This window comes from Collinsella sp. TF12-2AT, assembly GCF_003436735.1.
Classification (GTDB): Bacteria; Actinomycetota; Coriobacteriia; order Coriobacteriales; family Coriobacteriaceae; genus Collinsella.
In genome coordinates this window covers 37047-60672 of record NZ_QSQK01000014.1, presented here as the reverse complement: position 1 = coordinate 60672, position 23626 = coordinate 37047, and the positions used below count along the sequence as shown (strand labels likewise).

Below are 23626 nucleotides of genomic sequence, written 5' to 3'. Positions count from 1 at the left end.
GGGCCGAGGCCGCCTCGATCAATTTGCGAAAGAATCTTGACGGTACCCCAGAATCATTGCCGCCCGTGCTTCGGATTCTCCACCGTTATCCGATCTGCCATCCATGTGTTCAAAAACGTCAAATGCGCGTGCGATGCCATGCAGCCCTCGGCAATTGGCCTGCGCGTATGCCCGCAGTTCTTCGCGCTCGACATCGTACTCACGGGCCAAGCCATCGACATAACCCAGCGCATAGCGAAACGCGGTCGTTCGGGCGATATCAACAACCGTTCGATACGGATCCGTGAGCGTAAACGGACCGAGCTGCCACACTTCGCCCGCCCGCCAGCGACGATACTCAACGAATTCATACGTATCACGCCTGGTAGAACGCGGCAACAGCACTTGCACCTTGTCGAGAAGCGAATATACAGAACGGATGCCATAGAGCAGTGCCGCCGTTGCTCCACAAAACACGGCATCCGGTTCAACGACCGCAATAGCGGATGCCAATTGAAAGATGCGATCTTCGACGCCGAGGTCATTCCAATACGCGGGATCAGCGTAGACATGGTTGTAGAGTCGAATAATCATCTCTTTTTGCATGAGCGCGTAGGCGCAGCGTTCATCCCATTTTTTGGTAGCTACAAACAGGTGCCCGCCATGATGGGCCTCGAATAACCGGAAGAACAGCTCTACTTGCGGTTTGGAACAGCGTTTATCGTGACTCATTTTCGACCCCATGGTCTCGAGGGGGAGTGAATGACACTACGCTATCCCATATTTGGTCCGCCAGACCTTGCCATGAACTGACCAAAAGCTTGACGGGGCAGGTCAGAGTCATGAGTCAGAGCCAAACATATCGGCAAACGGTTGGTTTGTGCCCCTCGGCGGCATTAAAAACCACCCTTACAGAAAGTTGCGGTGAAATAGTTCCTGAAAAGCTCGAATAAGCCTAAATCCAGGAACTATTTCACCGCAACTTAGGTGGGGATGGGGTTAGCTGCGGGGGTGGTGGCGGAGTTTGTCGATGGTGGAGTCGATGCTTCGGCTGCGGGCTTCGGCTGCGGTTTGGCGCTTGCGGCGGTAATCGATCATGCCTTGGATGATGGGCTTGCCAAAGCTCACGACATCATCGTTGTAGATGGCGGTTCGGGCTGCGAGGAGGCAGTCGGTAAAGTCCATATGGGTCTTGCCAAAGAGTTTGACGGCAAGGGCGACAACGGTGGGCTCGTCGACCATGACGTCATCGAGCAGCCTTTTCATAGCCGCAGCAATCTCAACGCGGGGAACCTTATAGACGTCGCGCAGCGTGACCACAACGCGCGTGATGATTTCGGGGTAGACGCGAGCGGTGCGCGTGGCGATGACCTTGGCGGCGCGCGGTGACAGAACTTCGTCGTCGTCAAGCAGGTAGCGTAGGATGACGGTCTCGTCGATGATGGTGCTACTCATGGATATCTACTTCCTCGGGACCCAAAACCGAATCGTCGCTTTCCGTAGCAAGGTATTCAATCCAGGCATTGCGTTCCTCAAAGCGGCGATTGGGGTCCCCATATGCTTTGAGCGATCCATAGGCGGCGGTGCCGTCCTTTGAGCGCACGGCGACTGGCTGAAAGGGGAGCTTGCGCATCAAAATGCTCTGCGCGACAAATAGGCGGACGGCCTCGGCGAGCGAGGTGCCCATGGCGTCGTAGAGGCGCTCGGCATGCTGCTTGTCATCTTCGCGGATGCGCACCTGCAGGATGGCTCTTTTTTGAGTCGATGACATCGCTGGCCTCCCTTTATTAGCGTGCAATATGGATGGTCAAATACGGCACGTGCCGATACTTGGCAATCATATATCCAATACTTTATTGCACTCAAGTTTATGGGTGTAAACATTACTACAAGCGTAGTACATCTTTAAAAGAAGAGCGCGAAATCTCTCGCGGCGTACGCGTGTAATACACTCATCTCTATATCTAAGCAAGAATAATCCTAACCAGCCCAAACCCCTGCAATACACACGTATTGCAGGGGTTACGCTCAAGTTTACCCCCTGCAACTGCGTATATTCAACCTGTATACCGTTGGAGAAATTCTACCGAGTGCCTGTTTCGCCGCATGCATTCGATACACCGATGCCAGGCCACGGGCGGCTTGGGACAACGTCGACAGGGTCTCTCCGGCATGGGATTCAGGAGGGAGTGAACAACATGGGCAATAAACGAGTCGTAGCCGATTCCTCACGCTGCATTGGGTGCCAAACCTGCATGGCGGCGTGCATCGAGGCGCACGACATCCCCGGTAACATCGCCGCGCCGCGCCTGCGCGTGACGCGTACGTACGAGATCTCCGCACCGGTGGCTTGCCATCACTGCGAGGACGCCCCGTGCGCCAAGGCCTGCCCCACGGGTGCCTTGTTCTTTGATCCAAAGAACCATCGCATCGGCGTTAACGAGGACAACTGCATCGGCTGCAAGAGCTGCGTCATGGCTTGTCCCTTTGGCGCCGTGAGCGTGGCGACCACGCAGGTCCCCGTCTTGATGGGCGACGTGCGCGTGGGTTCGCAGACCAAGAGCTTCGTGCTCAAGTGCGACCTGTGCGTGGACCGTCCCGGCGGTCCGGCGTGTGCCGAGGCGTGCCCGACCAAGGGCCTCACCCTGGTAGACGAGGAGCGCCTGGCGGAACTGACCGCCGAGCGTGCCCGCGCCACCATCGAAAACGAGGCGTAGGCGGGCGGCTATATAGGCCCAACGATTGTCAAATACGTACCGATTAATCGGTAGCAGAGAAAGGAAGGAGGGTGTCATGGAGAAGCATAAAGTGATCTGCCCGTACTGCGGCGCCGGTTGCCAGTTTAACCTCCTGGTCCAAAACGGCCAGGTTGTGGGCACCGAACCGCTCAACGGCATCACCAATCAGGGCGAGCTGTGCCTTAAGGGCATGAGCGGCTACGACTTCATCAACGACACCAAGATCTTGACTCCTCGCGTACTGCACCCGATGATCCGCCGCACTAAGGGCGCGGATCTTGAGCGCGTAAGCTGGGACGAGGCACTGGATTTCACCGCATCTAAGATGCAGGCCATAATTGACGAATATGGTCCTAACGCTGTCATGACTACCGGCTCTTCGCGAGGCGGCGGCAATGAGGCGAACTACGTCATGCAGAAGTTTACGCGTGCGTGCATCGGCACCCACAGCGTGGACAACTGCGCCCGTACTTGACACGGCCCTACTGTCCTCGGTCTGATGGACACGGTTGGTTCAGGTTGCATGTCATGCTCCATCCCCGGTATGGAGGATGCGGGCTGCATTTTCCTCTTCGGCTATAACCCTGCCGATTCGCACCCCATCGTCGCAAGGCGTATCGTGCGAGCCAAAGAAAAGGGTTGCAAGATCATCGTCGCCGACCCGCGCCATATCGAAACCGCGCGTATCGCCGATCTCTACCTTCCGATCAAGAACGGTTGCAACGTTGCGTTCCTCAACGCCTTTGCCAACTGCTTGGTCAACGATGGCCTCTACGACAAGGAATTCGTCGCCGAGCACACGAACGGCTTTGACGAGTGGTGGGAGACCATCAAGAACTACACTCCCGAATCCGTACAGGACATCACGGGTGTCGAGCCCGCGTTGATCCACCAAGCTGCCGAGATGTACGCCACGGCGAAGCCTTCTGCCATCATTGGCTGGGGCATGGGCGTATGCCAGCAGAAGCAGAACCTGAAGACGGTGCACACCATCGCCTCCATCGCCTGCGTTGCCGGCCAGATCGGCAAACCCAATTCCGGCCTCGCGCCCGTGCGCGGTCAGAACAACGTCCAGGGCTCCTGCGATATGGGCATGCTGCCCAACCTGTACCCTGGCTACCAGAAGGTCACCGACCCGGCTGTTCGTGCCAAGTTTGCCAAGGCTTGGGGCGTGCCCGAGGAAAAGCTCCCGCTCGAGGAGGGCTATAAGCTCACCGACCTGGGCCACCTGGTCGACGAGGGCAAGGTGCACTGCTTCTACAACTACGGCGAGGACCCGGTACAGACCGAGCCCGATTCGGCCGGTATGCGCAAGACGCTCTCCGAGCTGGATCTGTTCATTTGCCAGGACATCTTTATGACGCAGACGACCATGCTCGCCGACGTCATCCTGCCTGCCACCTCTTGGGGCGAGCACGAGGGTGTCTTTACCGCATCCGACCGTAGCTTCCAGCACTTTGACGCGGCCGTTCCGCCCAAGGGCGAGTGCCGCCACGACTGGGAGATCTTCGCGGACCTGTCCACGCGTATGGGATACCCCATGCACTACGACAACACCGAGCAGATCTGGAACGAGTGCATTAGCCTGTGCCCCAACTTTGTGGGCGCGACCTACGAGAAGATGGCTCCCGAGGGCGGTTACGCTCAGTGGCCCGTCAAGAGCACCGATGTGAACGACCACGGTACGCCCGACATGTTCGCTGGTGGCAAGTTCACCACCAAGGACGGCCACGCCAACCTGATGGCGCACGACTGGGAGGCGCCCTCCGAGCTTCCCGACGATGAGTACCCGCTCATCCTGTGCACCGTCCGTGAGGTCGGCCACTACAGCTGCCGCTCGATGACTGGCAACTGCAAGACGCTGGCGCTGCTCGCCGACGAGCCCGGCTTTGTCCGCATGAATCCCGCGGACGCCCAGGCGCGCGGTATCAAGAACGGCGACATCGTCTCGATTCACAGCCGCCGCGGCCAGGTATACAGCCGCGCCGACGTGAGCGACCGTATCAACAAGGGCACGGTCTATATGACCTACCAGTGGTGGATCGGCAAGTGCAACGAGCTGACCATGCACAAGGTCGACCCGGTCTCGCATACGCCCGAGGACAAGTTCTCCGCCTGCCAGGTCGACGCGATTGCCGACCAGGTTTGGGCCGAGGGCGAAGTCGAGCGTCAGTACACCGAGCTCAAGCAGGCTCTGGTGGACGCCGCCGCTCCCCAGGACGTTGAGCCCGGCGCCGCCAAGTTCGACGACGAGACGCACGTGAATCAAATCGTGTAGTCCCGTTCTCGTTGGCTTTTTGGGTCGGGCGTCCCGTACGTTCGGGAGCCCGGCCCGTTATTTTGAAAGGAAGTGGGGATGAACCGCTTCATCGACATCAACCCGGAGAGGTGCATCGGCTGCGGAACATGCCAGTCCGCCTGTGCCGACGCCCACCGGATGCAGGGTCTTCAGGATACGCCGCGCCTAGCGCTCGTGAAGACCGGCGGTATTTCGGCCGCCCTTGCCTGCCACCATTGCGAGGGTGCCCCCTGCGCCGAGGTTTGCCCGGTGAATGCCATCGAGCACGATGGCGACCGCATCCACGTCAAGGAGCAGGAGTGCATTGGGTGCAGGCTGTGCGCCATCGCGTGCCCCTTCGGAGCCATCCATCCCGATGGCACGTCTATCGCCGGTGTCGCAGGCATGTGCGACCCGACGCCTTCGTATCCTAAGTCCCTGAGCAGCCTGCTTACGTGGGCTCCTGGCCAGTACACCTGCGCCGTTAAGTGCGACCTGTGCGCCTTCGATCCGGACGGCCCGCATTGTGTGGCGGCGTGCCCCACCAAGGCGCTGACCGTCATGGGCGGCGCGGCCGATCGCGAGCTCGACGAGGCCAAGCGCCTGCGCTCGATCGAAAACGGCCCGACTGTCGACGTTACCGCCGTGGCCCAGGGCCTGTCCGAGAAAGCAGAAGGGAGCGTAAACAATGGATAGCATGACGCTGTTTATCGCATCGCTTGCCGTCTCGTGCATCGGTGCGCTCGCCTCGGTTCTGCTGATCAAGGCCGATAATGCCGCCAAGACCGCCGGCTGCCTTATCGGCGCCGTCGCCGCGGTGCTTTCGTTCATCGCGGGCCTCGAGGCCGTGCTTGGCGACGTTTCGTCCCTCAACACGGTCTTCTTCTTCCCGTTCGCCCGTCTCGAGCTCTTGCTCAACGGCCTTGCGGGCCTGATCGTGGTCCTCATCTCGATTCTCGCCTGTGCGGGCTTCATCTACGGTCTGTCCTACTTCGACGAGTACCCGGGCAAGGTCGGGCGCGCCGGCTTCTTTATGAACACCTTCGTCGCCTCGATGATGCTCGTCATCACCGCCGACAACGTGTTCTGGTTCCTGGTCGCCTTTGAGCTCATGTCCCTTACGAGCTACTTCCTTGTCGTTATCGAGGAGAACAAGAACTCCATTAGGGGCGGTTGGCTCTACTTCGTCATCGCGCACGTGGGCTTCGTTCTCATCATGGCGAGCTTCCTGCTCATGACCAACGGCGTGGGCGGTTCCTTCAGCTTCAGTGATTTCCGTACGCATGACTTTGGACCCGCCGTCTCCTCCGCGTGCTTCGTCCTCGCGTTCTTCGGATTTGGCGCGAAGGCCGGTATCATCCCGCTGCACTCCTGGCTGCCCCAGGCGCACCCCGAGGCGCCGTCCAACGTGTCCGCCCTCATGTCCGGCGGCATGATCAAGATCGGCATCCTGGGAATCCTCAAGGTCGGTCTCGACCTGCTCGCGGGTTCGGGCGTCCAGCTCTGGTGGGGCCTCATGGTCCTGGTCTTCGGATCCATCTCGTCGGTCCTGGGTGTCGTCTACGCCCTCCACGAGCACGACATCAAGCGCCTGCTTGCCTATCACTCCGTCGAGAACATCGGCATCATCTTGCTCGGTGTCGGCGCGTCCATGACGGCGCACGCCCTGGGCAACGACGTCATCGCGACGATCGCGCTCATGGCCGCCCTCTACCACACGCTCAACCACGCCATGTTCAAGGGCGAGCTGTTCCTCGGCGCGGGCTCCCTGCTCTATGCCACGGGTACGCGCAACATGGAGAAGATGGGCGGTCTGTTCCGCCGCATGCCGGTCACGGCCGTCTGCTTCCTCATCGGTGCCCTTGCCATCTCGGCCATCCCGCCGCTCAACGGCTTCGTTTCCGAGTGGTTCACCTACCAGTCCCTGTTCAACATCTCGACGCTCTCCGACCCGGTCGTCATGGTGTTCGCCGTCGCCTCCGCGGCCGCCCTCGCCATCACCGGTGCCCTGGCCGTCACGTGCTTCGTGAAGGCCTACGGCGTCTCGTTCGCGAGCAGCCCTCGTTCCCAGGAGGCCGCGAACGCCAAGGAGTCCCCGGCTCCGATGTTGTTCTCGCAGATGCTCCTCGCGGCCATCTGCGTGGTACTGGGAATCGGCTCCCCGGTCATCGCCCCGGTTCTGGGCGACGTCGCCCAGAGCGTGCTTGCCGGCTCCGCCGTCACAGCCACCTCGGGCGTGTCTCTCGTGAACGAGATTTCCGGTGCCGCCACCTCCACCCCCGCGATCGCCATCGCGCTCGTGGTCCTCACCGACCTCGCGTTCGCGCTGAGGTCCTGCCTCGGCGCCAAGGCCCCCGCTAAGAAGACCGACCCTTGGGCGTGCGGCTACGAGCCCAACGAGCACATGCCCGTCGTCGCCACGAGCTTCGCGTCCGACGTCGAACTCTTCATGGGCCCGCTCTACACCCTGCGCGAGGTATGCACCAAGATCTGCTGGTCCATCGCGCACGTGTTCCAGAAGCTCACCGGTGTCGCCCAGGGCGTCGAGCCCCTGCCCGACCGTTTCCTGGTCGATGCACCGAGCGAGGGTGCCGACAAGCTGGCCGGCCTCGCCTCCAAGATCGAGGGCGGCAACTACTCCGTATACATCTGCTACATCGTCGCGGCGCTCGTGGTCTTCCTCGTGCTCGCCGTGGTCATGGTCTAGAGAGGGGAGAGGATATTATGAACATCGTTCTTGCGATGGCGCAGGGCCTCGTGGTCATGCTGGTCGCGCCCTTCTTCTCCGGCCTCGCCCGTGTGATTCGCGCGAAGATGCACAATCGCCGCGGTCCGTCCATCCTTCAGGATTACCGGGACCTCGCGAAGCTCATGGCGCGTCCCGAGTCCGTGAGTTCCGACTCGAGCTTCGTGCTGCGCATCATGCCGCCGCTGTTCCTCGCGGTGTCGTTTATGCTCGCCATGGGCCTGCCCATGTTCACGCTCCAGAGCCCCATGCCCGTCTTTGGTGACGCCATCACCATCATGTACGCGCTCGCGCTGTCCCGCTTCTTCTTCGCGCTGTCCGGCGTGGATTCCTCCAACGCCTACGCGGGCTTCGGCGGTATCCGCGAGCTCCTCATGAGCGTGCTCATCGAGCCGTCCATGCTCATCGCGCTGTTCACCGTCGCCATCGTGTGCGGCTCCACGGACATTGCGACCATGGGTCAGCACATCGTTACGGGCAACGTCTCGAGCGTCGTCGCCGTTATCCTCGCCGGCGTCGCCTTCGCGGCCGCCTGTTACATGGAGCTCGGCAAGCTTCCGTTCGATCAGGCCGAAGCCGAGCAGGAGCTCCAGGAGGGCCCGCTCGCCGAGCTCTCCGGCCCGTCCCTGGCCATGATGAAGCTCGCCATGGGCATGAAGCAGGTCGTGGTCGTCGCTTGGTTCACCTCCATCTTCATCCCCTGGGGAGAGCCCGCGACCATCGGCGTCACCGCTCTCGTGGGCGCCGTCGTCTTCCTCGTCAAGTGCCTGGTCGATTTCGTCGTCTGCGGCGTGCTCGAGAACTCCGTTTCCCGTTCGCGCTTCAAGGTGCTCGGTAACCAGACCTGGGCCGTCGTCGGCATCGCGGTCCTCGCGTTCGTCTTCGTCGTCGTAGGCGTGTAGGGAGAAGGGAGAAACTATGTCAATCGAATCGAGCTTGTCCCTCTTTGCCATGGTGGCGATCGCCGTCCCCATGCTGGGCTCCCTGCTCATCGTCATGCTGCCGCGTCCCTACGCTAAATGGATCTGCGCCTTTGCCGGCGGCATCGCCACGGTCGCTTCCGTTGGCTTGGCCGCGACGTTTGCCGGAAACGGCATGAACGCGGTCGATGTAACCTGGGCGAGTATGGGCCAGACCTTGGTCATGGGCTTCATATTCGACCGGATGAGCACGCTGCTCGCACCCGCGTTCGTCGCTATCGGCCTGCTCGTCGTCATCTATTCGTTCCCGTACATGAGCGATAAGAATAAGGAGCATCCCGACGCGCCCCGTCGTCGCTTCTACGTGTACTTCTCCACGTTCATCGGCGCCATGGCCGGTCTCGCCTACAGCTCCACCATCGTCGGCCAGCTCGTTTTCTTCGAGATCACCGGTGTGTGCTCCTGGGGCCTCATCAGCTACTACATGACGCCCACGGCCAAGAAGGCCGGTATGAAGGCGCTCATCATCACCCATATCGGCGCTCTGGGACTCTACATCGGCGCGGCCTTCCTGTTCGCCGGAACCGGCACGTTCGCGCTGAGCGCGATCTCCCAGCTCGATTCCGGTATGAAGACCGTCGTGCTGCTGCTCATCCTGTTCGCTGCTTGGGCCAAGTCCGCCCAGTTCCCGCTCTACATGTGGCTGCCCTCCGCAATGGAGGCCCCCACGCCCGTTTCCGCCTACCTTCATGGCGCGTCCATGGTTAAGGTCGGCGTGTGCGTGTTCGCCCGCGCTCTTGCGAGCGCCGGCGATATCCCCGAGATCGTCGGTTGGGTCGCCATCATCGACGCCGTCGTGACCATGCTCTTCGGCTTCCTCATGTACCTGCCCCAGAAGGATATGAAGCGCCTGCTCGCCTTCTCGACGATCGCGCAGCTCGCCTACGTGTTCTTTGGCCTGGGCCTCTCCGTGTTCGGAAGCCAGATGGCGTTTAACGGCGCCGTCGAGCACATCTTCAACCACGCGTTCACCAAGACCCTGTTCTTCCTCATCGCTGGCTCTCTCAGCTTCACGCTGGGAACCCGTATGCTGCCCAAGATCCAGGGCCTCATGAAGAAGTACCCGGTCACGGGCGTGGGCTTTGCGGTCGCCGCGACCGCTATCGCCGGCGTGCCCCCCATGAGCACGTTCTTTTCCAAGTTCCAGATCATTTCCGGTGGCTTCGCGGTTGGTGCTACCAACACGGTCATCTTTGTCCTCGTGTGCGTCATGGTCGTCGAGACCGTCGCCACCTTCGCATGGTTCCTGCGTTGGATGGGTAAGGTCCTGCCCGGTGAGCCGAGCGAGACCGTGGCCGCCGGCCAGCCCCTTCCGCGCGCCATGGCGTTCGTGTTCGTCGTCCTCATGATCATGGTCGTCGTCGCCGGTCCTCTGTCCTCTAGTTGGATGGGTTAGGAGGTAGGACATGGGTTATTCGTTAGTCAATATCCTGGGCGGTCTTCTGATCGTGACCTCCACCATGGTGGTCGTCTCGAAGACCATCCCGTCCGCCATCAAGTGGTACGCGATCCAGTCGGTTGTCCTGGTGGGCGTGCTGCTCACCCTGGGCCTCACCACCGGTGCCACCGAGCTTCTCATGTGGGCCGCGTCGGCCTTCGTCACCAAGGTGATCCTCGTTCCGTTCATTCTCAACCGTGCCTACAAGAAGATGGGTTCGCCTGCCGATAGCACGCTGACCTCCTCCATCAAGCCGGCCTGGACCATCATCCTCACCGGTCTGGAGGTGGCCGTCTGCTTCGCGGTGGTCACGCGCCTGAGCCTGCCCACCGCCGAGGTGGCCACTCCGGCCCTCGCCATCAGCTTCGCGCACTTCTTCGTCGGCCTCACGTGCATCATCTCCCAGCGCAACATCCTCAAGCAGATCTTCGGGTACTGCCTTATGGAGAACGGTAGCCACGTGACGCTCGCTCTGCTCGCGCCCACGGCCCCCGAGATCATCGAGATCGGCATCGCCACCGACGCCATCTTCGCCGTCATCATCATGTCCGCCGTCGTCGTGAGGATTTGGAACGACACCAAGTCGCTCGACTCCCACGACCTGACCGAATTGAAAGGGTAGGCCATGGATGTTTCAATGCTGACGGTCGCCCTGCTCGCTTGTCCTCTCGTGTTCTCCCTGATTATGGCTGCGCTCCCCAAGACGACGTCCTACAACGTCTTCGCGGGGCTCAACACCATCTCCGTCGCGGCGACCCTTGTCCTTTCGGTCGTCACCGCGGGAACCATGCTCTCGAGCGGGCAGAATATCGACGCTTTGGGCCTGTGGCTCCATCTCGATTCGCTCTCGTCGATCTTCGTCCTTCTGGTAGGCATCATCGGGTTCATCACCGGCGTGTACTCCATCTCCTATATCAAGATCGATATCGAGGAGAAGACCATGCCGGCCGAGCGCACCAAGCAGTACTACGCGCTGTTCAGCCTGTTCGTCTTCACGATGCTGCTCGCCTGCCTGTCCAACAACATCATCCTCACCTGGGCGGCGGTCGAGGCCACTACGCTGTCGACCGTGTTCCTCGTGGGCATCTACAAGAACAAGCAGGCGCTCGAGGCGTCTTGGAAGTACGCGATGGTCTGCACCGCCGGTGTGGCCTTCGGCCTGTTCGGCACGCTGCTCATCTACGCGAACGCCGCCGATATCATGCCCAACGCGCATGAGGCCGCCTTCCTCACCTCCATCATGCCCTACGCCGACCAGTTCGACCCGATGCTCGTGCGCCTCGCGTTCGCGTTCATTGTCATCGGCTTCGGCACCAAGGCGGGCCTGTTCCCCATGCACACCTGGCTGCCCGACGCGCACTCCCAGGCTCCGAGCCCGGTCTCCGCGCTGCTCTCGGGCGTGCTGCTCAAGTGCGCCATGCTGGTGATCATCCGCTTCTACTCCCTGTCCATCATCACGGTGGGCGACACCTATCCGCGAACGCTCCTGCTCATCCTGGGCACGCTGTCCATCCTGGTGGCTGCCCTGTGCATCTTCAAGCAGGACGATATCAAGCGCCGCTTCGCGTACTCCTCCGTCGACAACGTCGGCGTGGTCGCGCTGTGCCTGGGTATCGGTGGCCCGCTCGGTATCGCCGCCTGCCTGCTGCACTGCATCTTCCACGGCTTCACGAAGGCGCTCGCCTTCTGCATGGCCGGTAACATCCAGCACATCTACCACACCCGCGACCTGAACAAGATCAAGGGCGTCGTCGAGATCGCTCCCGTCACGGCAGCGCTCACCATCATCGCCCTGCTCGCGCTCGCCGCCTTCCCGCCGTTCGCCCTGTTCATCTCCGAGTTCCTCACCTTCGTGGCCGGCGTTCAGTCCGGTCCCATCTGGGTGGTCGTGCTCGTGGCCATCGGCCTCACCGGCGTGTACTTCGCCCTTACCGGCATCGCGCTCAAGTCCATCTTCGGCAAGGCGCCCGAGGGCATGAAGCGCCACGAGGTGCCCGCCCTCATGATCATCCCCGAGATCGCCCTCGCGATCGTGGTCATGTGGTTCGGTATCGCCACCCCGGTCGCCATCACGAGCGGCGTCGAGGATGCAACGTCCGTCGTTTTGAACCAGAGCGTCGAAGAGCTCCACGAGGCCCCTCTCTACCGCATGGTGTTCAGTTCCCAGACCAAGACAAGTGAGGTGAATTAGCACCATGGCAGAACCTGAAAAGAAGGACTACGCTCGTCGCTGCGAAAGCCACGTCGAGGCCCTGCGCGCTGCAGTGCCGGGCGCTATCGAGAAGGTCGAATGGCAGTGCGAGGACCAGATGACGATCACCGTCAAGCAGGACAAGCTGCCCGAGGCCGTCCACTACCTGTATTACGAGCGTTACGGCTGGATTCCCGTGATCATCGGCAACGACGAGCGCAGCCTGTGCGGTCGCTACGCCGTGTACTACGTCATCTCCATGGAGGGGGAGGACCCCGGCTGGGTGACCGTGCGCACCGAGGTCGATCCCGCCAAGATGACGTTCCCGTCCGTGACGCCGTTCGTCCCCGCCTGCGTGTGGGGCGAGCGCGAGCTTCGCGACATGTTCGGCCTGATCCCCGAGGGTCTGCCCGATCGTCGTCGCCTGGTGCTGCCTGATGACTGGCCCAGCGGCCTGTACCCGCTGCGCAAGGACTCCATGGACTACCGCTTCCGTCCCGCTCCCGCGAGTGACATGGAAAACTACGAGTTCTTGGCCGATACCAAGGGCAAGGAGACCACACTCGTCCCCATTGGCCCGTTGCACATTACCTCTGACGAGCCCGGCCACTTCCGCCTGTTCGTTGAGGGCGAGACGATCGTGGACGCCGACTACCGTCTGTTCTACGTGCACCGCGGCATGGAGAAGGTCGCCGAGACGCGCCTGAACTATGACGCCGTGACGTTCCTCGCCGACCGCATCTGCGGCATCTGCGGCTGCGCCCACTCGGTGGCCTATGCCGAGGCCGTCGAGCGCGCCCAGGGCATCCATGTCCCGCCACGCGCCCAGTACATCCGCGCTATCATGCTCGAGGTCGAGCGCCTGCACTCGCATCTGCTCAACATTGGTCTCGCATCGCACTACATGGGCTTCGACTCCGGCTTCCAGCAGTTCTTCCGCGTCCGCGAGAAGTCCATGGACCTGGCCGAGAAGCTCTCCGGTCACCGTAAGACCTACGGTCTCAACGTGATCGGCGGCGTGCGTCGCGACATCCTGGCCGAGCAGAAGCTTTCCACGCTCACGACCATCCACCAGCTGCGCTCCGAGGTTCAGGAGCTCGTCGACGTCTTGCTCTCCACGCCCAACTTTATTGAGCGTACGAGTGGCATTGGCATCTTGGACCGCAAGATCGCACGCGACTTCTCGCCGGTCGGCCCGCTCATGCGTGGCTCGGGCTATGCCCGCGACGTGCGTTTTGACCATCCCTTCGACGGCTACGCCGATTCGGACGTCCAAAAGATGCACGCCGCCACGGCCGACACCTGCGATGCCTTCGGCCGTACCGCCGTTCGCATCCAGGAGGTCTACGATTCGATCGACATGATCGAGACCATGCTCGAGAACTGCCCGTCGGGCCCCATCCTCACCACGGATTGGGAGTACACCCCGCACAAGTACGCCATCGGCGCCACCGAGGCGCCGCGCGGCGAGGACGTGCACTGGGCCATGCTCGGCAACAACCAGAAGTGTTACCGCTGGCGCGCCAAGGCCGCCACGTACAGCAACTGGCCGGTCCTGCGCTACATGTTCCGCGGCAACACCGTGGGCGATGCGGCGCTGATCGTCGGCTCGCTCGACCCGTGCTACTCCTGCACCGACCGCGTGACGGTGACCGACGTCGCCGCCAAGCGCGACCATGTGCTCGACAAGGAGCAGTTCGAGAACGTCTGGCGCGACAAGTCGCCGCTTGCGGGCGAGGGCACCATGGCCGCTCCGCTCGATGAGGAGGCGCTCTAATATGCTGAAGCTTTGGAAGGTTAACGCCAAGGCCGGCGACGCGACGGTCAAGTACCCGTTTGCGCCGTTCCCCACCAACAAGGACATGCGCGGCAAGCCCGAGCACAACGCGGAGCTCTGCATCGCCTGCGGTGCCTGCGGCGTGGCGTGCCCGGCCGATGCCATTCGCATGGACACCGACCTTGCGGCCGATACCATCACCTGGTCGATCGACTACGGTCGCTGCATCTTTTGCGGCCGCTGCGAGGAAGCCTGCCCCATGGAGGCCGTCAAGCTCACCGAGGAGTTTGAGCTGGCTGTTATGAGCAAGGACGACCTCACCAGCAAGAGCGTCTATACGCTCGAGCACTGCTCGCGTTGCGGCAAGCCGTTTGCTCCGCACAAGGAGATCGACTACGCCAAGCGCCTGCTGCAAAAGGCCGGCGGCATGGAGGCCATCCAGGCTGCCCGTACTGTCGGTATGTGCCAGGAGTGCAAGCGCGAGCTCGACGCCCTGCGCGCCGCCTCGGCCGTAAAGACCGGCAACGCGCGTGGCATGGCTGCCAACGAGACGCTTGCGTCCGGTGAGCCCCAGGGCCCCGGCATGGAGTATCTGGGCGGCCACGGCGTGAACCCGGAGTATATCGACCGCGAGCTCAACCCCGATGCGCCCGAGATTCCCGCCGGTCCTGCGCCGGTCGAGGGTATCATCATGGATTTTGAAACGAAGGAGGAGTAACCATGGCCGAACCCACGCTTTTGCCCGAGCGGCTCCAGTACCGCCCGACCAAGATCGAGCTCGACGAGAGCATCGAGAAGGCCAAGGCGACCCTTCTTAAGAAGATCAAGCGCTCGGTGTACGTCTACCGTGTTGACTGCGGCGGCTGCAACGGCTGCGAGATCGAGATCTTCGGTTCCATCACGCCCGTCTTCGACGTCGAGCGCTTTGGCATCAAGGTCGTGCCCTCGCCCCGTCATGCCGATGTGCTGCTGTACACCGGTGCCGTGACGCGTGCCATGCGCATGCCGGCCCTGCGCGCCTTTGAGGCCGCACCCGATCCCAAGATCGTGGTGTCCTATGGCGCGTGCGGCTGCACCGGTGGCATCTTCTACGACAACTACTGCGTCTGGGGCGGCACGGACAAGATTCTGCCGGTCGATGTCTACATCCCCGGCTGCCCGCCCAGCCCCGCGCAGACCATCTACGGCTTTGCCATGGCGCTCGGTCTGCTGGACCAAAAGCTCCATGCCGAGACCACGGTGGAGGCCGCCGGCGAGCAGGCCGATATCCTGCACCCCGGCGTGCCGTACAAGTTGCGTGTTGCCATTGAGCGCGAGGCTCGCGCCATGAGCGGCTACCGTTACGGCCGCGACCTGGCGAACGAGTTTATGGATACGCTCGAGGGTGCACCCAAGGGCGATATCCGCGGTGCCATGGCGCTGCTTATCGACAAGCAGGACGATCCTCGCCGCGTCGAGGTGTACTCGGCGCTGCAGGATCTGGTGCTGGCCGGAGGTCGCTAGATGGAGCTTACGGACCGCTCTGGTTACTTTGCGGGCCCCGGTATGCTCGGCGGCTCTTTTGGCGATGCCTCGCGCGCAAGCGACGAGGCTGCCGAGGGCGTCGCCGACCCCTGCCTGGGCCATGCGCCCGACCAGGTGGTCTTTTACGAGCTCACGCGTAAGTTTGTGGAGACCGAGGAAGACGTTCCCCAGGAGGCCTGCGACGTGCTGTACTACACGCTCGCCGTGGGCCACCACACCGGCGTGCTCGACTGCTTTGAGCCGCGCCTGTCGGTGCCGGTAAACGTCTTCTATTCGCTCGTCGACGCGCTGCCGGAGGGGGAGGCCAAAACCAAGTTTGAGGCCATCCGCTCCTTTGGCGAGTGCCAGCTCGACAAGGCGGCGGTGCCGTCGCTGCTCGAGGCCTGCGATGCGCTGCTCGATGAGCGCGGTTTTCGCGGGTCGGCCAAAGCCGGCATCTCGGTGTTCGACGACGACTTTGGCCTTCATGCCCAGCAGGTCGCGTTCTTAATGAAGTTCCGCGATCTGGTTGAGCGCGTGCGCGATGTTTCGGGCGTGTATCTGACGGGGAGGTTGCAGTAATGGGTCGCGTTGTGGATGGACGTGTGAACGGCGCCCCGTTTGCGGGTATCGTGCTCACGGCGGGAAGTGTGCTGCGTGCCGACGATGCCGCCGGCCCCGTGCTCTCCAAAAAGATGGAGGACGCGCCCATTGCCGGTTGGTACACCATCGACGGCGGCCAAACGCCCGAAGACGACATCATCGAGGTCAAGCGCGAGCGTCCGCCGCGCCTGGTCTTGGTCGATGCCGCCGACATGGCGCTGCCCGTCGGGTCCATCCGTTTGCTCGACAAACGCGATGTGGCCCGCAAGTCGATGTTCACCACGCATTCGCTTCCCTTGTCGATTCTGATCGAAGAGATTGAGCAATCGTGCGATGATATCGTCTTCGTCGGGATTCAGCCGGGCGACACGGAGTTCTACAACCCCATGTCCCCGGAAGTCTTTGACGCCGTCGACGCCGTGTACGACGCCGTGGCCGCCAACGACTTTTCCCACTTTGTCCGCTTGGGGCAAGAGCAATAGGAGCGCTTGTCCCTGCTGATTAGGAAAGAAGTGATTGACATGGCAGATTCCAAGGTGGAGTACCCCGCTCCCGATTGCCTGGCGCCCGCCGCGATCGAGGCCAAGACCGAGACCGCCGGCGTGACCAAGGCTAACCTGCCGGTCGCTAAGGCCTTTCTGTTGGCAATGTTCGCCGGCGCTTTTATCGCCTTCGGCGGCCTGTTCTTTACGGTGTTTTTGAGCGACAGCACGCTCGGCTGGGGCGCTCAGCGCGTCGTGGGCGGCCTGTGCTTTTGCCTGGGCCTGGTGCTGGTGCTGGTGTGCGGCGCCGAGCTGTTTACCGGTAATTCGCTTATGGTCTGCGCGCTCAAGAGCAAAAAGATCACCTTGGCTCAGATGCTCAAGGCCTGGGTCATCGTGTGGGTCGGCAATTTTGTCGGCGCTCTGTTCATCGTCTTTTTTGTGTACATGGCCGGCATTTACAAGCTCAATGGCGAGGCGGTCGCCAACTCCATGGTGAGCGTCGCCGCCGGCAAGGTGACGATCGACTGGGTGACGATCTTCTTCCGCGGTATCCTGTGCAATATCTTTGTGTGCCTGGCCGTGTGGATCGGTACCGCCGGCAAGACCGTGGTCGATAAGGTCGTGGGCATTCTGCTGCCCATCGCCGCCTTTGTGGCCTGCGGTTTTGAGCACTGCGTTGCCAACATGTACTTTTTGCCCATGGGTGCCGTGATGCACGCGTGCGGCTATGGTGCTGACGTCGCCGGCGCCGATGCGCTCAACGCTGCGGGCATTGCGTTTAACCTGTCCGCCGCCACGCTGGGCAACATCGTGGGCGGCGCGGTTCTGGTCGCGCTCGGCTACTGGTTTATCTACGCCAAGAAGTCCGAGGCGTAAGGTACCGTCTGTTTGACGTCGGGCCTCCCGCGGGGCGTTGCCGTGCGGGAGGCTTTTTTGGTCTGGGCTCGTTGCTGGGCTGTTGACCTGTTGTGTTTGGCTGGTGAAAGGGGTAATCGAGATGGCATCTGCTGTGGAGCGTGACGGTCGCGCCGTGGTGACCACATGCGGGGGATGCTATGCCGATTGCGCCTTTGCGGCACGCGTTGAGGACGGCTGCGTGGTGGCCGAGTTGCCGGTGCCGGGGCACCCGTGCGCTGCGCGTGCCCTGTGCGCCCGCGGACGGCATCGCCTGACAATGCCGTTTGACGAGCGCGACCGCATCGTGCACCCCATGCGCCGACGAGCTGATGGCTCGGGGTTCGATGCGATTTCGTGGGACGAAGCGTTTGCCCAGATTGCCGAGCGTCTTTTGGGGATTGTTGACGAACGTGGCCCCCGTGCGCTGGGCATGACGCTCGGCGTGCCCTCGTTCGACCGCTACTGGGCATATCGCCTTATGCATGCGCTGGGCTCGCCCAACGTGTATGGTGCCGACGGTGCCTGCGAGGTAAGCCGACTTACCGGTTGGGAGCACAGCCTAGGCTACAGCCCCGCCTCCGACCTGGCACATACCGATTGCATCATGTATCTGGGGCGTTCCATTGTCGATTCGTCGACGATGGGGTCCGTTGATGCGCTCAACGATGCACGCCGGCGCGGGGCGAAGATCATCGTTGTCGACCCCCGGCGCAGCGGCTCGGCTGCGCTTGCCGACCGCTGGCTGCGCGTGCGCCCGGGCTGCGACCTGGCCTTGCTGCTGGGCATTGCCCATGTCTTGATTGCCGAGGGCCTGTACGATCACGAGTTTGTTGCCCGCTATACCACAGGCTTTGATGAGCTGGCGCAGGCGGCCCGTGCTTGGACGCCCGAGTGGGCCGAGTCGATGTGCGACGTGCCGGCCGCAGAGATTGTCGCCACGGCGCGCGATCTCGCTGCCGCCGCGCCTGCCGCTGTGGTGGATGCGGGCTTTCATGGCGGCATCGGTATCGCGTATGCCAATAGCACTCAGACCGCGCGCGCTATCTGCTTGGTCGATGTGCTGCTGGGCTGCATCGGACACGCGGGCGGTGCCCTCAACCCGTCCACACCGCTTGTGTTGGGCGACCTCGATCCCGCACGCTTTGCGATGCCGCCGGTGCCTCGCGGGCCCAAGCTGGGGTCCGAGCGCTATCCACTGGTCGATCCGGTGCGCGGCCTGTGCACGACCATCGGTCAGTCGATACTGGCCGGCGATTTGCGTGGGCTCATCGTCTATGCTAGCAATCCCGGGGCAGGCTATGGCAACGCCGGAGCGTGGTTGGGTATTTTGCAGCAGCTCGACTTGCTCGTGACGATTGATATCCGCTGGTCCGAGACAGCGCGCGCTTCTGACTTCGTGCTGCCCGATGTGACGTATCTGGAGGCCGACCGCGGTGTGGGCACAGTCGTGGGTGCCAACGATTCGCGGGTGTTCTACCGCAACGCCGTGCTGCCTGTGCAGCATGACGACACACGTCCCGGTCGGGAGATTTTTGCCGGTCTGGCGCAGGCGTGTGGGGCTGGCGAGTACTTCCGGTTTACGTCTGACGACCTGGCGGCTGCCCAGGTGGCGCCTTTTGGGATCGATCTGGACGAGCTCAAGGAGCGCGGCTGGGCCGACACGGGTGTTGCGTTGCCGTCGCGTACGGGCGAGCCGGCGATTCCCTTGGATGGCGGCAAAATTGCGCTGGCAAGCGACGTATGGGAACGAGCTGGCCTGGGTCGTGTACCCAACTGGATCGCCCCCATGGTGGAGCCGGGCCCGGGGATGTTTCGCCTCATTAGCGGCAACCGTCCCTTTGAGTCGCATACCTCGCGAAGGCTTGCAGCCCAAGGTGCCGCCGAGGCTGGGTCGGACCTGGATGCCGTGCAGATGAATGCCGATGCTGCCGCGCACATGGGCATCGCCGACGGCGAGATCGTCGAACTCGTGAGCGATATGGGCCGCGACCGCGTGCGCGTGGAGACGACGCCGTATCTGCATCCGGCGTGCATCTTCACCTCGGCCGCCCCCGGTGGGCGTTCGTTTGGTGCCGATGCCGGTGGCGCTCAAGCCTTGGGCGTGGGCCCGCTCGACCATACGCCGTTACGTTGGGACCCGTTGACGGGTGCTGCGCTCACCCAGGAAAACGCCGTTCGCGTGGAAAAGATCGCGGCGCGCGAGGATAATGACGAGTAATTGACTCAGCTGATGTATTTGACTGATCCACGTTTCTTTTGAAAGGCCGCACATGAGCGATAGCCAGAACATGTCCGATGAGGTGCGCGCCCGCCTGCGCGCCATTTCTTCCGTCAACGAGCTGCTTGCCGAGTGGCCGGTGGTGAAGGCGGCGGGGGAGACCTGCGACGCGGTGGTCCATGCTGCCGTGACGGCCGAGCTCGACGAGGAGCGCGCCGCGATTCGCGCCGGTGCCGCCCCGCGTTCCAAGCGCGAACTGGCCTCGGCCATCGAGTGGCGTGCGCATCGCTCCGCGCTGCCGAGCCTGCGTCCCGCCGTCAACGCCACGGGTGTGGTCATCCATACCAATCTGGGCCGTGCCCCGCTTGCGGAGTCGGCGGCAAAGGCCGTGGCCGAGGTTGCGCGCGGGTATAGCACGCTCGAGTACAGCGTCGACACCTGTTCGCGCGGGTCGCGCAAGGAGCACGCCGCGCAACTGATCCGCTCGCTCACCGGTGCCGAGGACGCGCTCGTGGTCAACAACAACGCCGCTGCGGTGCTGCTGGTGCTGGCAACCCATGCCGCGGGCAAAGAGGTCATAGTCAGCCGTGGCGAGCTTGTTGAGATCGGCGGCAGCTTCCGTATCCCCGACGTCATGGAGGCCTCGGGTGCCAAGCTCGTCGAGGTCGGGGCCACCAACCGCACGCATCTGGTCGACTACGAGCGTGCCATCACGCCCGATACGGCGATGATCCTTAAGGTCCATCCTTCTAACTATCGCATCGAGGGTTTCCACGAGGAGGTGGGTTCTCGGGAGCTTGCGGCGCTTGCTCACAAGCATGGCCTGCTGTTCTACGAGGACCAGGGTTCGGGCGCGCTGCTGCCCGATGACATCTTGGTGCGCGGCGGCGAGGAACCCACGCCGGCTTCGGTTTCGGCGGGGCTCGATGTGGTGTCGTGCTCGGGCGATAAGCTGCTCGGTGCCGCACAGGCGGGCATTATCATGGGCCGTCGCGATCTGGTCCAGGCCTGCGGCGCACATCCGCTCATGCGCGCTCTGCGTCCGGGCAAGTTGGCGCTCACGGCGCTCGAGGCCACACTGCGCATCTACATGGACGGCGCCGACGTGGCCCATCGCGATATTCCGGTGCTCAGCATGCTCACGCTGCCGCAGGCCCATTTGGAACGACGTGCCCGCAAGCTGCGCGATCGTATGGTCGCCGGGCTCGATAAGGCTGGCTGCCCGTGTGCCGTGCAGGTGGAAATCGTCGAGGAATCGTCGGCCCCCGGTGGCGGCTCGCTGCCTACCGTGGAGTTGCCCACAATGTGCGTTGCCGTGCGTCTTGTTGACGAGCGCCTGTCCGTCGACGCACTCAAACGCTCGCTCGTTCAAGACTTCGATACGCCGGTCGTCACGCGCGCCTCGCACGACCGCATTCTGTTTGATGTGCGCACGCTCGTGGGCGACCGCGATATCGAGACGGCGGCATCGACGCTCGTCGCGTGCGTTGAGAAGGCGATTGCTCGATGAGTGAGGTTCAAGCACTGGTGGAGTGTCCCGTTATCGTAGGTACGGCGGGACATGTTGATCACGGTAAGTCGGCGCTCATCGAGGCGCTGACGGGTAAAAACCCCGACCGCCTGGAAGTTGAACGTCGTCGCGGCATGACCGTTGAGCTTGGCTTTGGTGAGCTGGCGCTGCCGAGTGGCAAGATCGTTGGCCTGGTCGATGTGCCGGGCCATGCGCATTACTTGCGTGCCATGGTGCAGGGCGCCACGGGTATCGACGTGGCCGTGCTGGTGGTTTCGGCCGTCGAGGGCGTGATGCCGCAGACCCGCGAGCACGTGCATGTGCTGGAGCTGCTGGGCGTCACACACATGGTGGTCGCGCTGACGATGTGCGACCTGGCCGACGCCGAGATGACTGAGCTTGCCGAGCTCGATGTCGATGATTTTTTGTCGGACACCGTGTTTTCGGGCGTGCCGATCGTGCCCGTGTCGTCCAAGACCGGTGCGGGAATCGATGACCTGCTGGCTGCGCTCGACGAGCAGGTTGCCGCTTGCTGGGGTGCCTGCCGTGCCCGTGCCGAGCCCACCGATGCCGCACCGCGTCTGCCCATCGACCGCTGCTTTACGATCAAGGGCGCCGGTACCGTGGTGACGGGAACGTTGCACGATGCGCCGGTTGCGGTGGGCGATGAGCTCGTCGCGCTGCCGTCGCGTACGGTCTGTCGCGTGCGCGGGATTCAGGTGCATGGCGATACGCCGCGGGCATTGCCCGGTCAGCGTGTGGCGCTCAACTTGGTGGGCGATGCCGTCGCCGCGCTCGATCGCGGAGAGATGCTCGGCGTGCAGGGTCGCTTTGGCCAGACGATGCGCTTTATGATGGTGTTCACTTACCTGGGCCGCGAGGGTGCCAAGCCGCGCGTGCTCGAGTCGGGCGCGCGCGTGCATGTGATGGCGGGTACGGCCGAGGTTGTCGGTCGCATCATGTTCATGGAGGGCGAGGCCCCCATGGCGGTGGGCGAGACCCGTATTGTTCAGGTGCGCTTGGAAAACTCGCTGCCGCTACGTGCCGGGGACCATGCCGTGGTGCTGTCCTATTCGCCCGTGATGCTTATTGGCGGCGGGCGCGTGCTGCTTTCGCGCTGCCGTCGCTCGCGCGAGCTTGCCGAAGGGGAGCGTACGCTGTATGCGGCGCTCGAGCCCGGCGATATTGCGGGCGGTGTGGGCGCTTGGCTGGCGCTGCAGACGCTGCCGGTTACGGCTGTTGATGTTGCCGAGGCTTTGGATCTTGCTGTCGGCGAGGTCGATGCCGCACTGCGCGGGTTGGTGGCGCAGGGCTCCGTTCGCAAACTTGCCGCGGGTGATTCGGACTACTTGGCGGACGCCGTGGTGCTCGACGCCGCGATGGATGCACTGGCAGCGACCTTGTCGGCCATGCATGCCGCGGCTCCCAAGGAGACGGGCTTTACGCCCGGCGCCGTTGCCCATGCTGCGTGGCCTTCCGCTGATGAATGCGTTGCCGCGGCTCTGATTGCCGAGGGCTGCTCGCGTGGCGCGTGCGCCGCCGAGGGTGCCGAGGTGTTCGACCCGCATTCGGCCGCCGCTGCGGCGCGCGTGGTGCACGAGGCTTGCGAGCGCATCGTTTCCATGCTGGACGAAGCTGGCCTCGACGCACCGACGTTGCCCGAGGTGGGCGAGCAGTTGCAGCTCGATCGCGACACCATGACGCGCGCCCTGCGTGAGCTTTCACTCAACCGCTCCATCGTGAAGGTTGAGCGCGACGTTGCCCTGTCTGCTGCCGCTGAGGCCCGCGCGCGTGAGCTCGTCGCTTCCGCCATTGCCGACGCCGGTGGCGCTGCCACCACGAGCGTGCTGCGCGAGGCCCTGGGCGTGTCGCGCAAGCGTGCCATCAGCATCTTGGAACACCTGGATGCCGTGCGCTTTACGGTGCTCGATAAGGAAGCCGGCGGCCTGAGGTCCCTACGCTAGGCCGGTCACCCGCCCCCGTCTCCTCAGTTGCGGTGAAATAGTTCCTAGTTGGGGGCTTTGGCAGCAAAAACAGGAACTATTCCACCGCAACTTCTTGCTCGTCTTTATGGGATGGGGCCTGTTCGGTTTGGTAAAATACGCCCGCACTTGGGAACGGATGGGCTCCGGTGGGCTCCGCGGTCCTCAAAACCGTTGCGAGGCGTGCAAAACGTCTTGGATGTGTTCGATTCACATACGTTCCCGCCATACGCTACCAGCGCTTTTGTGCTCGCGGTCTTGCTGCGTGCCGCAAAGGCGCTGTTTTGTTTTTGCACGAGCT

20 protein-coding genes and 1 tRNA gene are annotated in these 23626 nt (G+C 62.8%); 18 read left to right on the top strand and 3 right to left on the bottom strand.

What is annotated here, in order from left to right; translation table 11 throughout:
* Positions 1–18: 18 nt before the first annotated feature.
* From DXD24_RS08955 to DXD24_RS08945, 3 genes are all read right to left on the bottom strand, one after another.
* Complete coding sequence (locus DXD24_RS08955) at positions 19–711, bottom strand: hypothetical protein (RefSeq protein WP_117564609.1); 693 nt, start codon at positions 709–711, stop codon at positions 19–21.
* A 267-nt stretch (positions 712–978) separates the two neighbouring features.
* A complete protein-coding gene (locus tag DXD24_RS08950) occupies positions 979–1434 on the bottom strand; it encodes a PIN domain-containing protein (RefSeq protein WP_199407997.1) in 456 nt (151 codons plus the stop codon).
* Positions 1427–1750: a type II toxin-antitoxin system RelB/DinJ family antitoxin gene (locus DXD24_RS08945; protein ID WP_117646560.1), complete on the bottom strand. Its 324-nt coding sequence runs from the start codon at positions 1748–1750 to the stop codon at positions 1427–1429. The genes DXD24_RS08950 and DXD24_RS08945 overlap by 8 nt, the downstream gene beginning before the upstream one ends.
* A gap of 427 nt (positions 1751–2177) precedes the next feature.
* On the opposite strand from DXD24_RS08945, the gene DXD24_RS08940 reads away from it, so the two are divergent.
* The 18 genes from DXD24_RS08940 (at position 2178) to DXD24_RS10140 (ending at position 23553) form a co-directional block, all read left to right on the top strand.
* Positions 2178–2696, top strand: coding sequence for a 4Fe-4S dicluster domain-containing protein (locus DXD24_RS08940; protein WP_022095206.1), 519 nt, complete (start codon positions 2178–2180; stop codon positions 2694–2696).
* A gap of 76 nt (positions 2697–2772) precedes the next feature.
* Positions 2773–4995: a formate dehydrogenase subunit alpha gene (gene fdhF / locus DXD24_RS08935; RefSeq protein WP_117564606.1), complete on the top strand. Its 2223-nt coding sequence runs from the start codon at positions 2773–2775 to the stop codon at positions 4993–4995.
* A gap of 78 nt (positions 4996–5073) precedes the next feature.
* On the top strand, positions 5074–5691 hold the full coding sequence (locus DXD24_RS08930) for a 4Fe-4S dicluster domain-containing protein (RefSeq protein WP_117564604.1): 618 nt from the start codon (positions 5074–5076) through the stop codon (positions 5689–5691).
* On the top strand, positions 5684–7702 hold the full coding sequence (hyfB, locus tag DXD24_RS08925) for a hydrogenase 4 subunit B (protein WP_117646559.1): 2019 nt from the start codon (positions 5684–5686) through the stop codon (positions 7700–7702). Before DXD24_RS08930 ends, hyfB begins: the two co-directional genes overlap by 8 nt.
* A 17-nt stretch (positions 7703–7719) precedes the next feature.
* A complete protein-coding gene (locus tag DXD24_RS08920; protein WP_006234113.1) occupies positions 7720–8643 on the top strand; it encodes a respiratory chain complex I subunit 1 family protein in 924 nt (307 codons plus the stop codon).
* A gap of 16 nt (positions 8644–8659) precedes the next feature.
* Entirely contained in the window at positions 8660–10117 is a 1458-nt protein-coding gene (locus DXD24_RS08915; RefSeq protein WP_006234112.1) for a hydrogenase 4 subunit D, read from the top strand.
* Positions 10118–10127: 10 nt separating this feature from the next.
* Positions 10128–10781 (top strand): hydrogenase 4 membrane subunit, encoded by a 654-nt coding sequence (gene hyfE, locus DXD24_RS08910; RefSeq protein WP_099431574.1) that lies wholly within the window; start codon positions 10128–10130, stop codon positions 10779–10781.
* Positions 10782–10784: 3 nt separating this feature from the next.
* The gene (locus DXD24_RS08905; protein ID WP_099431575.1) at positions 10785–12350 is read left to right on the top strand and encodes a hydrogenase 4 subunit F; all 1566 of its coding nucleotides are present in this window, start codon (positions 10785–10787) and stop codon (positions 12348–12350) included.
* 4 nt (positions 12351–12354) lie between these two features.
* A complete protein-coding gene (locus tag DXD24_RS08900) occupies positions 12355–14127 on the top strand; it encodes an NADH-quinone oxidoreductase subunit C (RefSeq protein WP_117646558.1) in 1773 nt (590 codons plus the stop codon).
* Position 14128: 1 nt separating this feature from the next.
* Positions 14129–14845, top strand: a complete 717-nt coding sequence (locus DXD24_RS08895; protein ID WP_117564601.1) for a formate hydrogenlyase complex iron-sulfur subunit — start codon at positions 14129–14131, stop codon at positions 14843–14845.
* Between the two features lie 2 nt (positions 14846–14847).
* Positions 14848–15630, top strand: a complete 783-nt coding sequence (locus DXD24_RS08890) for an NADH-quinone oxidoreductase subunit B family protein (RefSeq protein WP_022095195.1) — start codon at positions 14848–14850, stop codon at positions 15628–15630.
* Positions 15631–16212, top strand: coding sequence for a formate hydrogenlyase maturation HycH family protein (locus tag DXD24_RS08885; RefSeq protein ID WP_117564599.1), 582 nt, complete (start codon positions 15631–15633; stop codon positions 16210–16212).
* Positions 16212–16715 carry a hydrogenase maturation peptidase HycI gene (gene hycI / locus DXD24_RS08880; RefSeq protein WP_055286177.1) on the top strand — a complete coding sequence of 168 codons (504 nt, stop codon included), beginning with the start codon at positions 16212–16214 and terminating at the stop codon, positions 16713–16715. Before DXD24_RS08885 ends, hycI begins: the two co-directional genes overlap by 1 nt.
* 39 nt (positions 16716–16754) lie before the next feature.
* On the top strand, positions 16755–17594 hold the full coding sequence (locus DXD24_RS08875; protein ID WP_117564597.1) for a formate/nitrite transporter family protein: 840 nt from the start codon (positions 16755–16757) through the stop codon (positions 17592–17594).
* Positions 17595–17715: 121 nt separating this feature from the next.
* A complete protein-coding gene (locus DXD24_RS08870; protein WP_117564595.1) occupies positions 17716–19833 on the top strand; it encodes a molybdopterin-dependent oxidoreductase in 2118 nt (705 codons plus the stop codon).
* Positions 19834–19885: 52 nt separating this feature from the next.
* Positions 19886–21343 (top strand): L-seryl-tRNA(Sec) selenium transferase, encoded by a 1458-nt coding sequence (gene selA / locus DXD24_RS08865; RefSeq protein ID WP_199407923.1) that lies wholly within the window; start codon positions 19886–19888, stop codon positions 21341–21343.
* Positions 21340–23307, top strand: a complete 1968-nt coding sequence (selB, locus tag DXD24_RS08860) for a selenocysteine-specific translation elongation factor (protein WP_117564594.1) — start codon at positions 21340–21342, stop codon at positions 23305–23307. The genes selA and selB overlap by 4 nt, the downstream gene beginning before the upstream one ends.
* A 149-nt stretch (positions 23308–23456) precedes the next feature.
* A tRNA-Sec gene (locus DXD24_RS10140) sits at positions 23457–23553 on the top strand.
* The last annotated feature ends 73 nt before the right edge of the window (positions 23554–23626 follow it).

What these genes read in the sequence shown, in the direction of transcription:
- DXD24_RS08940 (WP_022095206.1), top strand. Translation starts at nt 2,178, where the DNA reads ATGGGCAATAAACGAGTCGTAGCCGATTCCTCACGCTGCATTGGGTGC.
- DXD24_RS08955 (WP_117564609.1), bottom strand. Translation starts at nt 711, where the DNA reads ATGAGTCACGATAAACGCTGTTCCAAACCGCAAGTAGAGCTGTTCTTC.
- selB (WP_117564594.1), top strand. Translation starts at nt 21,340, where the DNA reads ATGAGTGAGGTTCAAGCACTGGTGGAGTGTCCCGTTATCGTAGGTACG.
- DXD24_RS08950 (WP_199407997.1), bottom strand. Translation starts at nt 1,434, where the DNA reads ATGAGTAGCACCATCATCGACGAGACCGTCATCCTACGCTACCTGCTT.
- hyfB (WP_117646559.1), top strand. Translation starts at nt 5,684, where the DNA reads ATGGATAGCATGACGCTGTTTATCGCATCGCTTGCCGTCTCGTGCATC.
- DXD24_RS08870 (WP_117564595.1), top strand. Translation starts at nt 17,716, where the DNA reads ATGGCATCTGCTGTGGAGCGTGACGGTCGCGCCGTGGTGACCACATGC.
- DXD24_RS08895 (WP_117564601.1), top strand. Translation starts at nt 14,129, where the DNA reads ATGCTGAAGCTTTGGAAGGTTAACGCCAAGGCCGGCGACGCGACGGTC.
- DXD24_RS08875 (WP_117564597.1), top strand. Translation starts at nt 16,755, where the DNA reads ATGGCAGATTCCAAGGTGGAGTACCCCGCTCCCGATTGCCTGGCGCCC.
- DXD24_RS08905 (WP_099431575.1), top strand. Translation starts at nt 10,785, where the DNA reads ATGGATGTTTCAATGCTGACGGTCGCCCTGCTCGCTTGTCCTCTCGTG.
- selA (WP_199407923.1), top strand. Translation starts at nt 19,886, where the DNA reads ATGAGCGATAGCCAGAACATGTCCGATGAGGTGCGCGCCCGCCTGCGC.
- DXD24_RS08890 (WP_022095195.1), top strand. Translation starts at nt 14,848, where the DNA reads ATGGCCGAACCCACGCTTTTGCCCGAGCGGCTCCAGTACCGCCCGACC.
- DXD24_RS08920 (WP_006234113.1), top strand. Translation starts at nt 7,720, where the DNA reads ATGAACATCGTTCTTGCGATGGCGCAGGGCCTCGTGGTCATGCTGGTC.
- DXD24_RS08885 (WP_117564599.1), top strand. Translation starts at nt 15,631, where the DNA reads ATGGAGCTTACGGACCGCTCTGGTTACTTTGCGGGCCCCGGTATGCTC.
- hycI (WP_055286177.1), top strand. Translation starts at nt 16,212, where the DNA reads ATGGGTCGCGTTGTGGATGGACGTGTGAACGGCGCCCCGTTTGCGGGT.
- hyfE (WP_099431574.1), top strand. Translation starts at nt 10,128, where the DNA reads ATGGGTTATTCGTTAGTCAATATCCTGGGCGGTCTTCTGATCGTGACC.
- DXD24_RS08945 (WP_117646560.1), bottom strand. Translation starts at nt 1,750, where the DNA reads ATGTCATCGACTCAAAAAAGAGCCATCCTGCAGGTGCGCATCCGCGAA.
- DXD24_RS08900 (WP_117646558.1), top strand. Translation starts at nt 12,355, where the DNA reads ATGGCAGAACCTGAAAAGAAGGACTACGCTCGTCGCTGCGAAAGCCAC.
- DXD24_RS08915 (WP_006234112.1), top strand. Translation starts at nt 8,660, where the DNA reads ATGTCAATCGAATCGAGCTTGTCCCTCTTTGCCATGGTGGCGATCGCC.
- DXD24_RS08930 (WP_117564604.1), top strand. Translation starts at nt 5,074, where the DNA reads ATGAACCGCTTCATCGACATCAACCCGGAGAGGTGCATCGGCTGCGGA.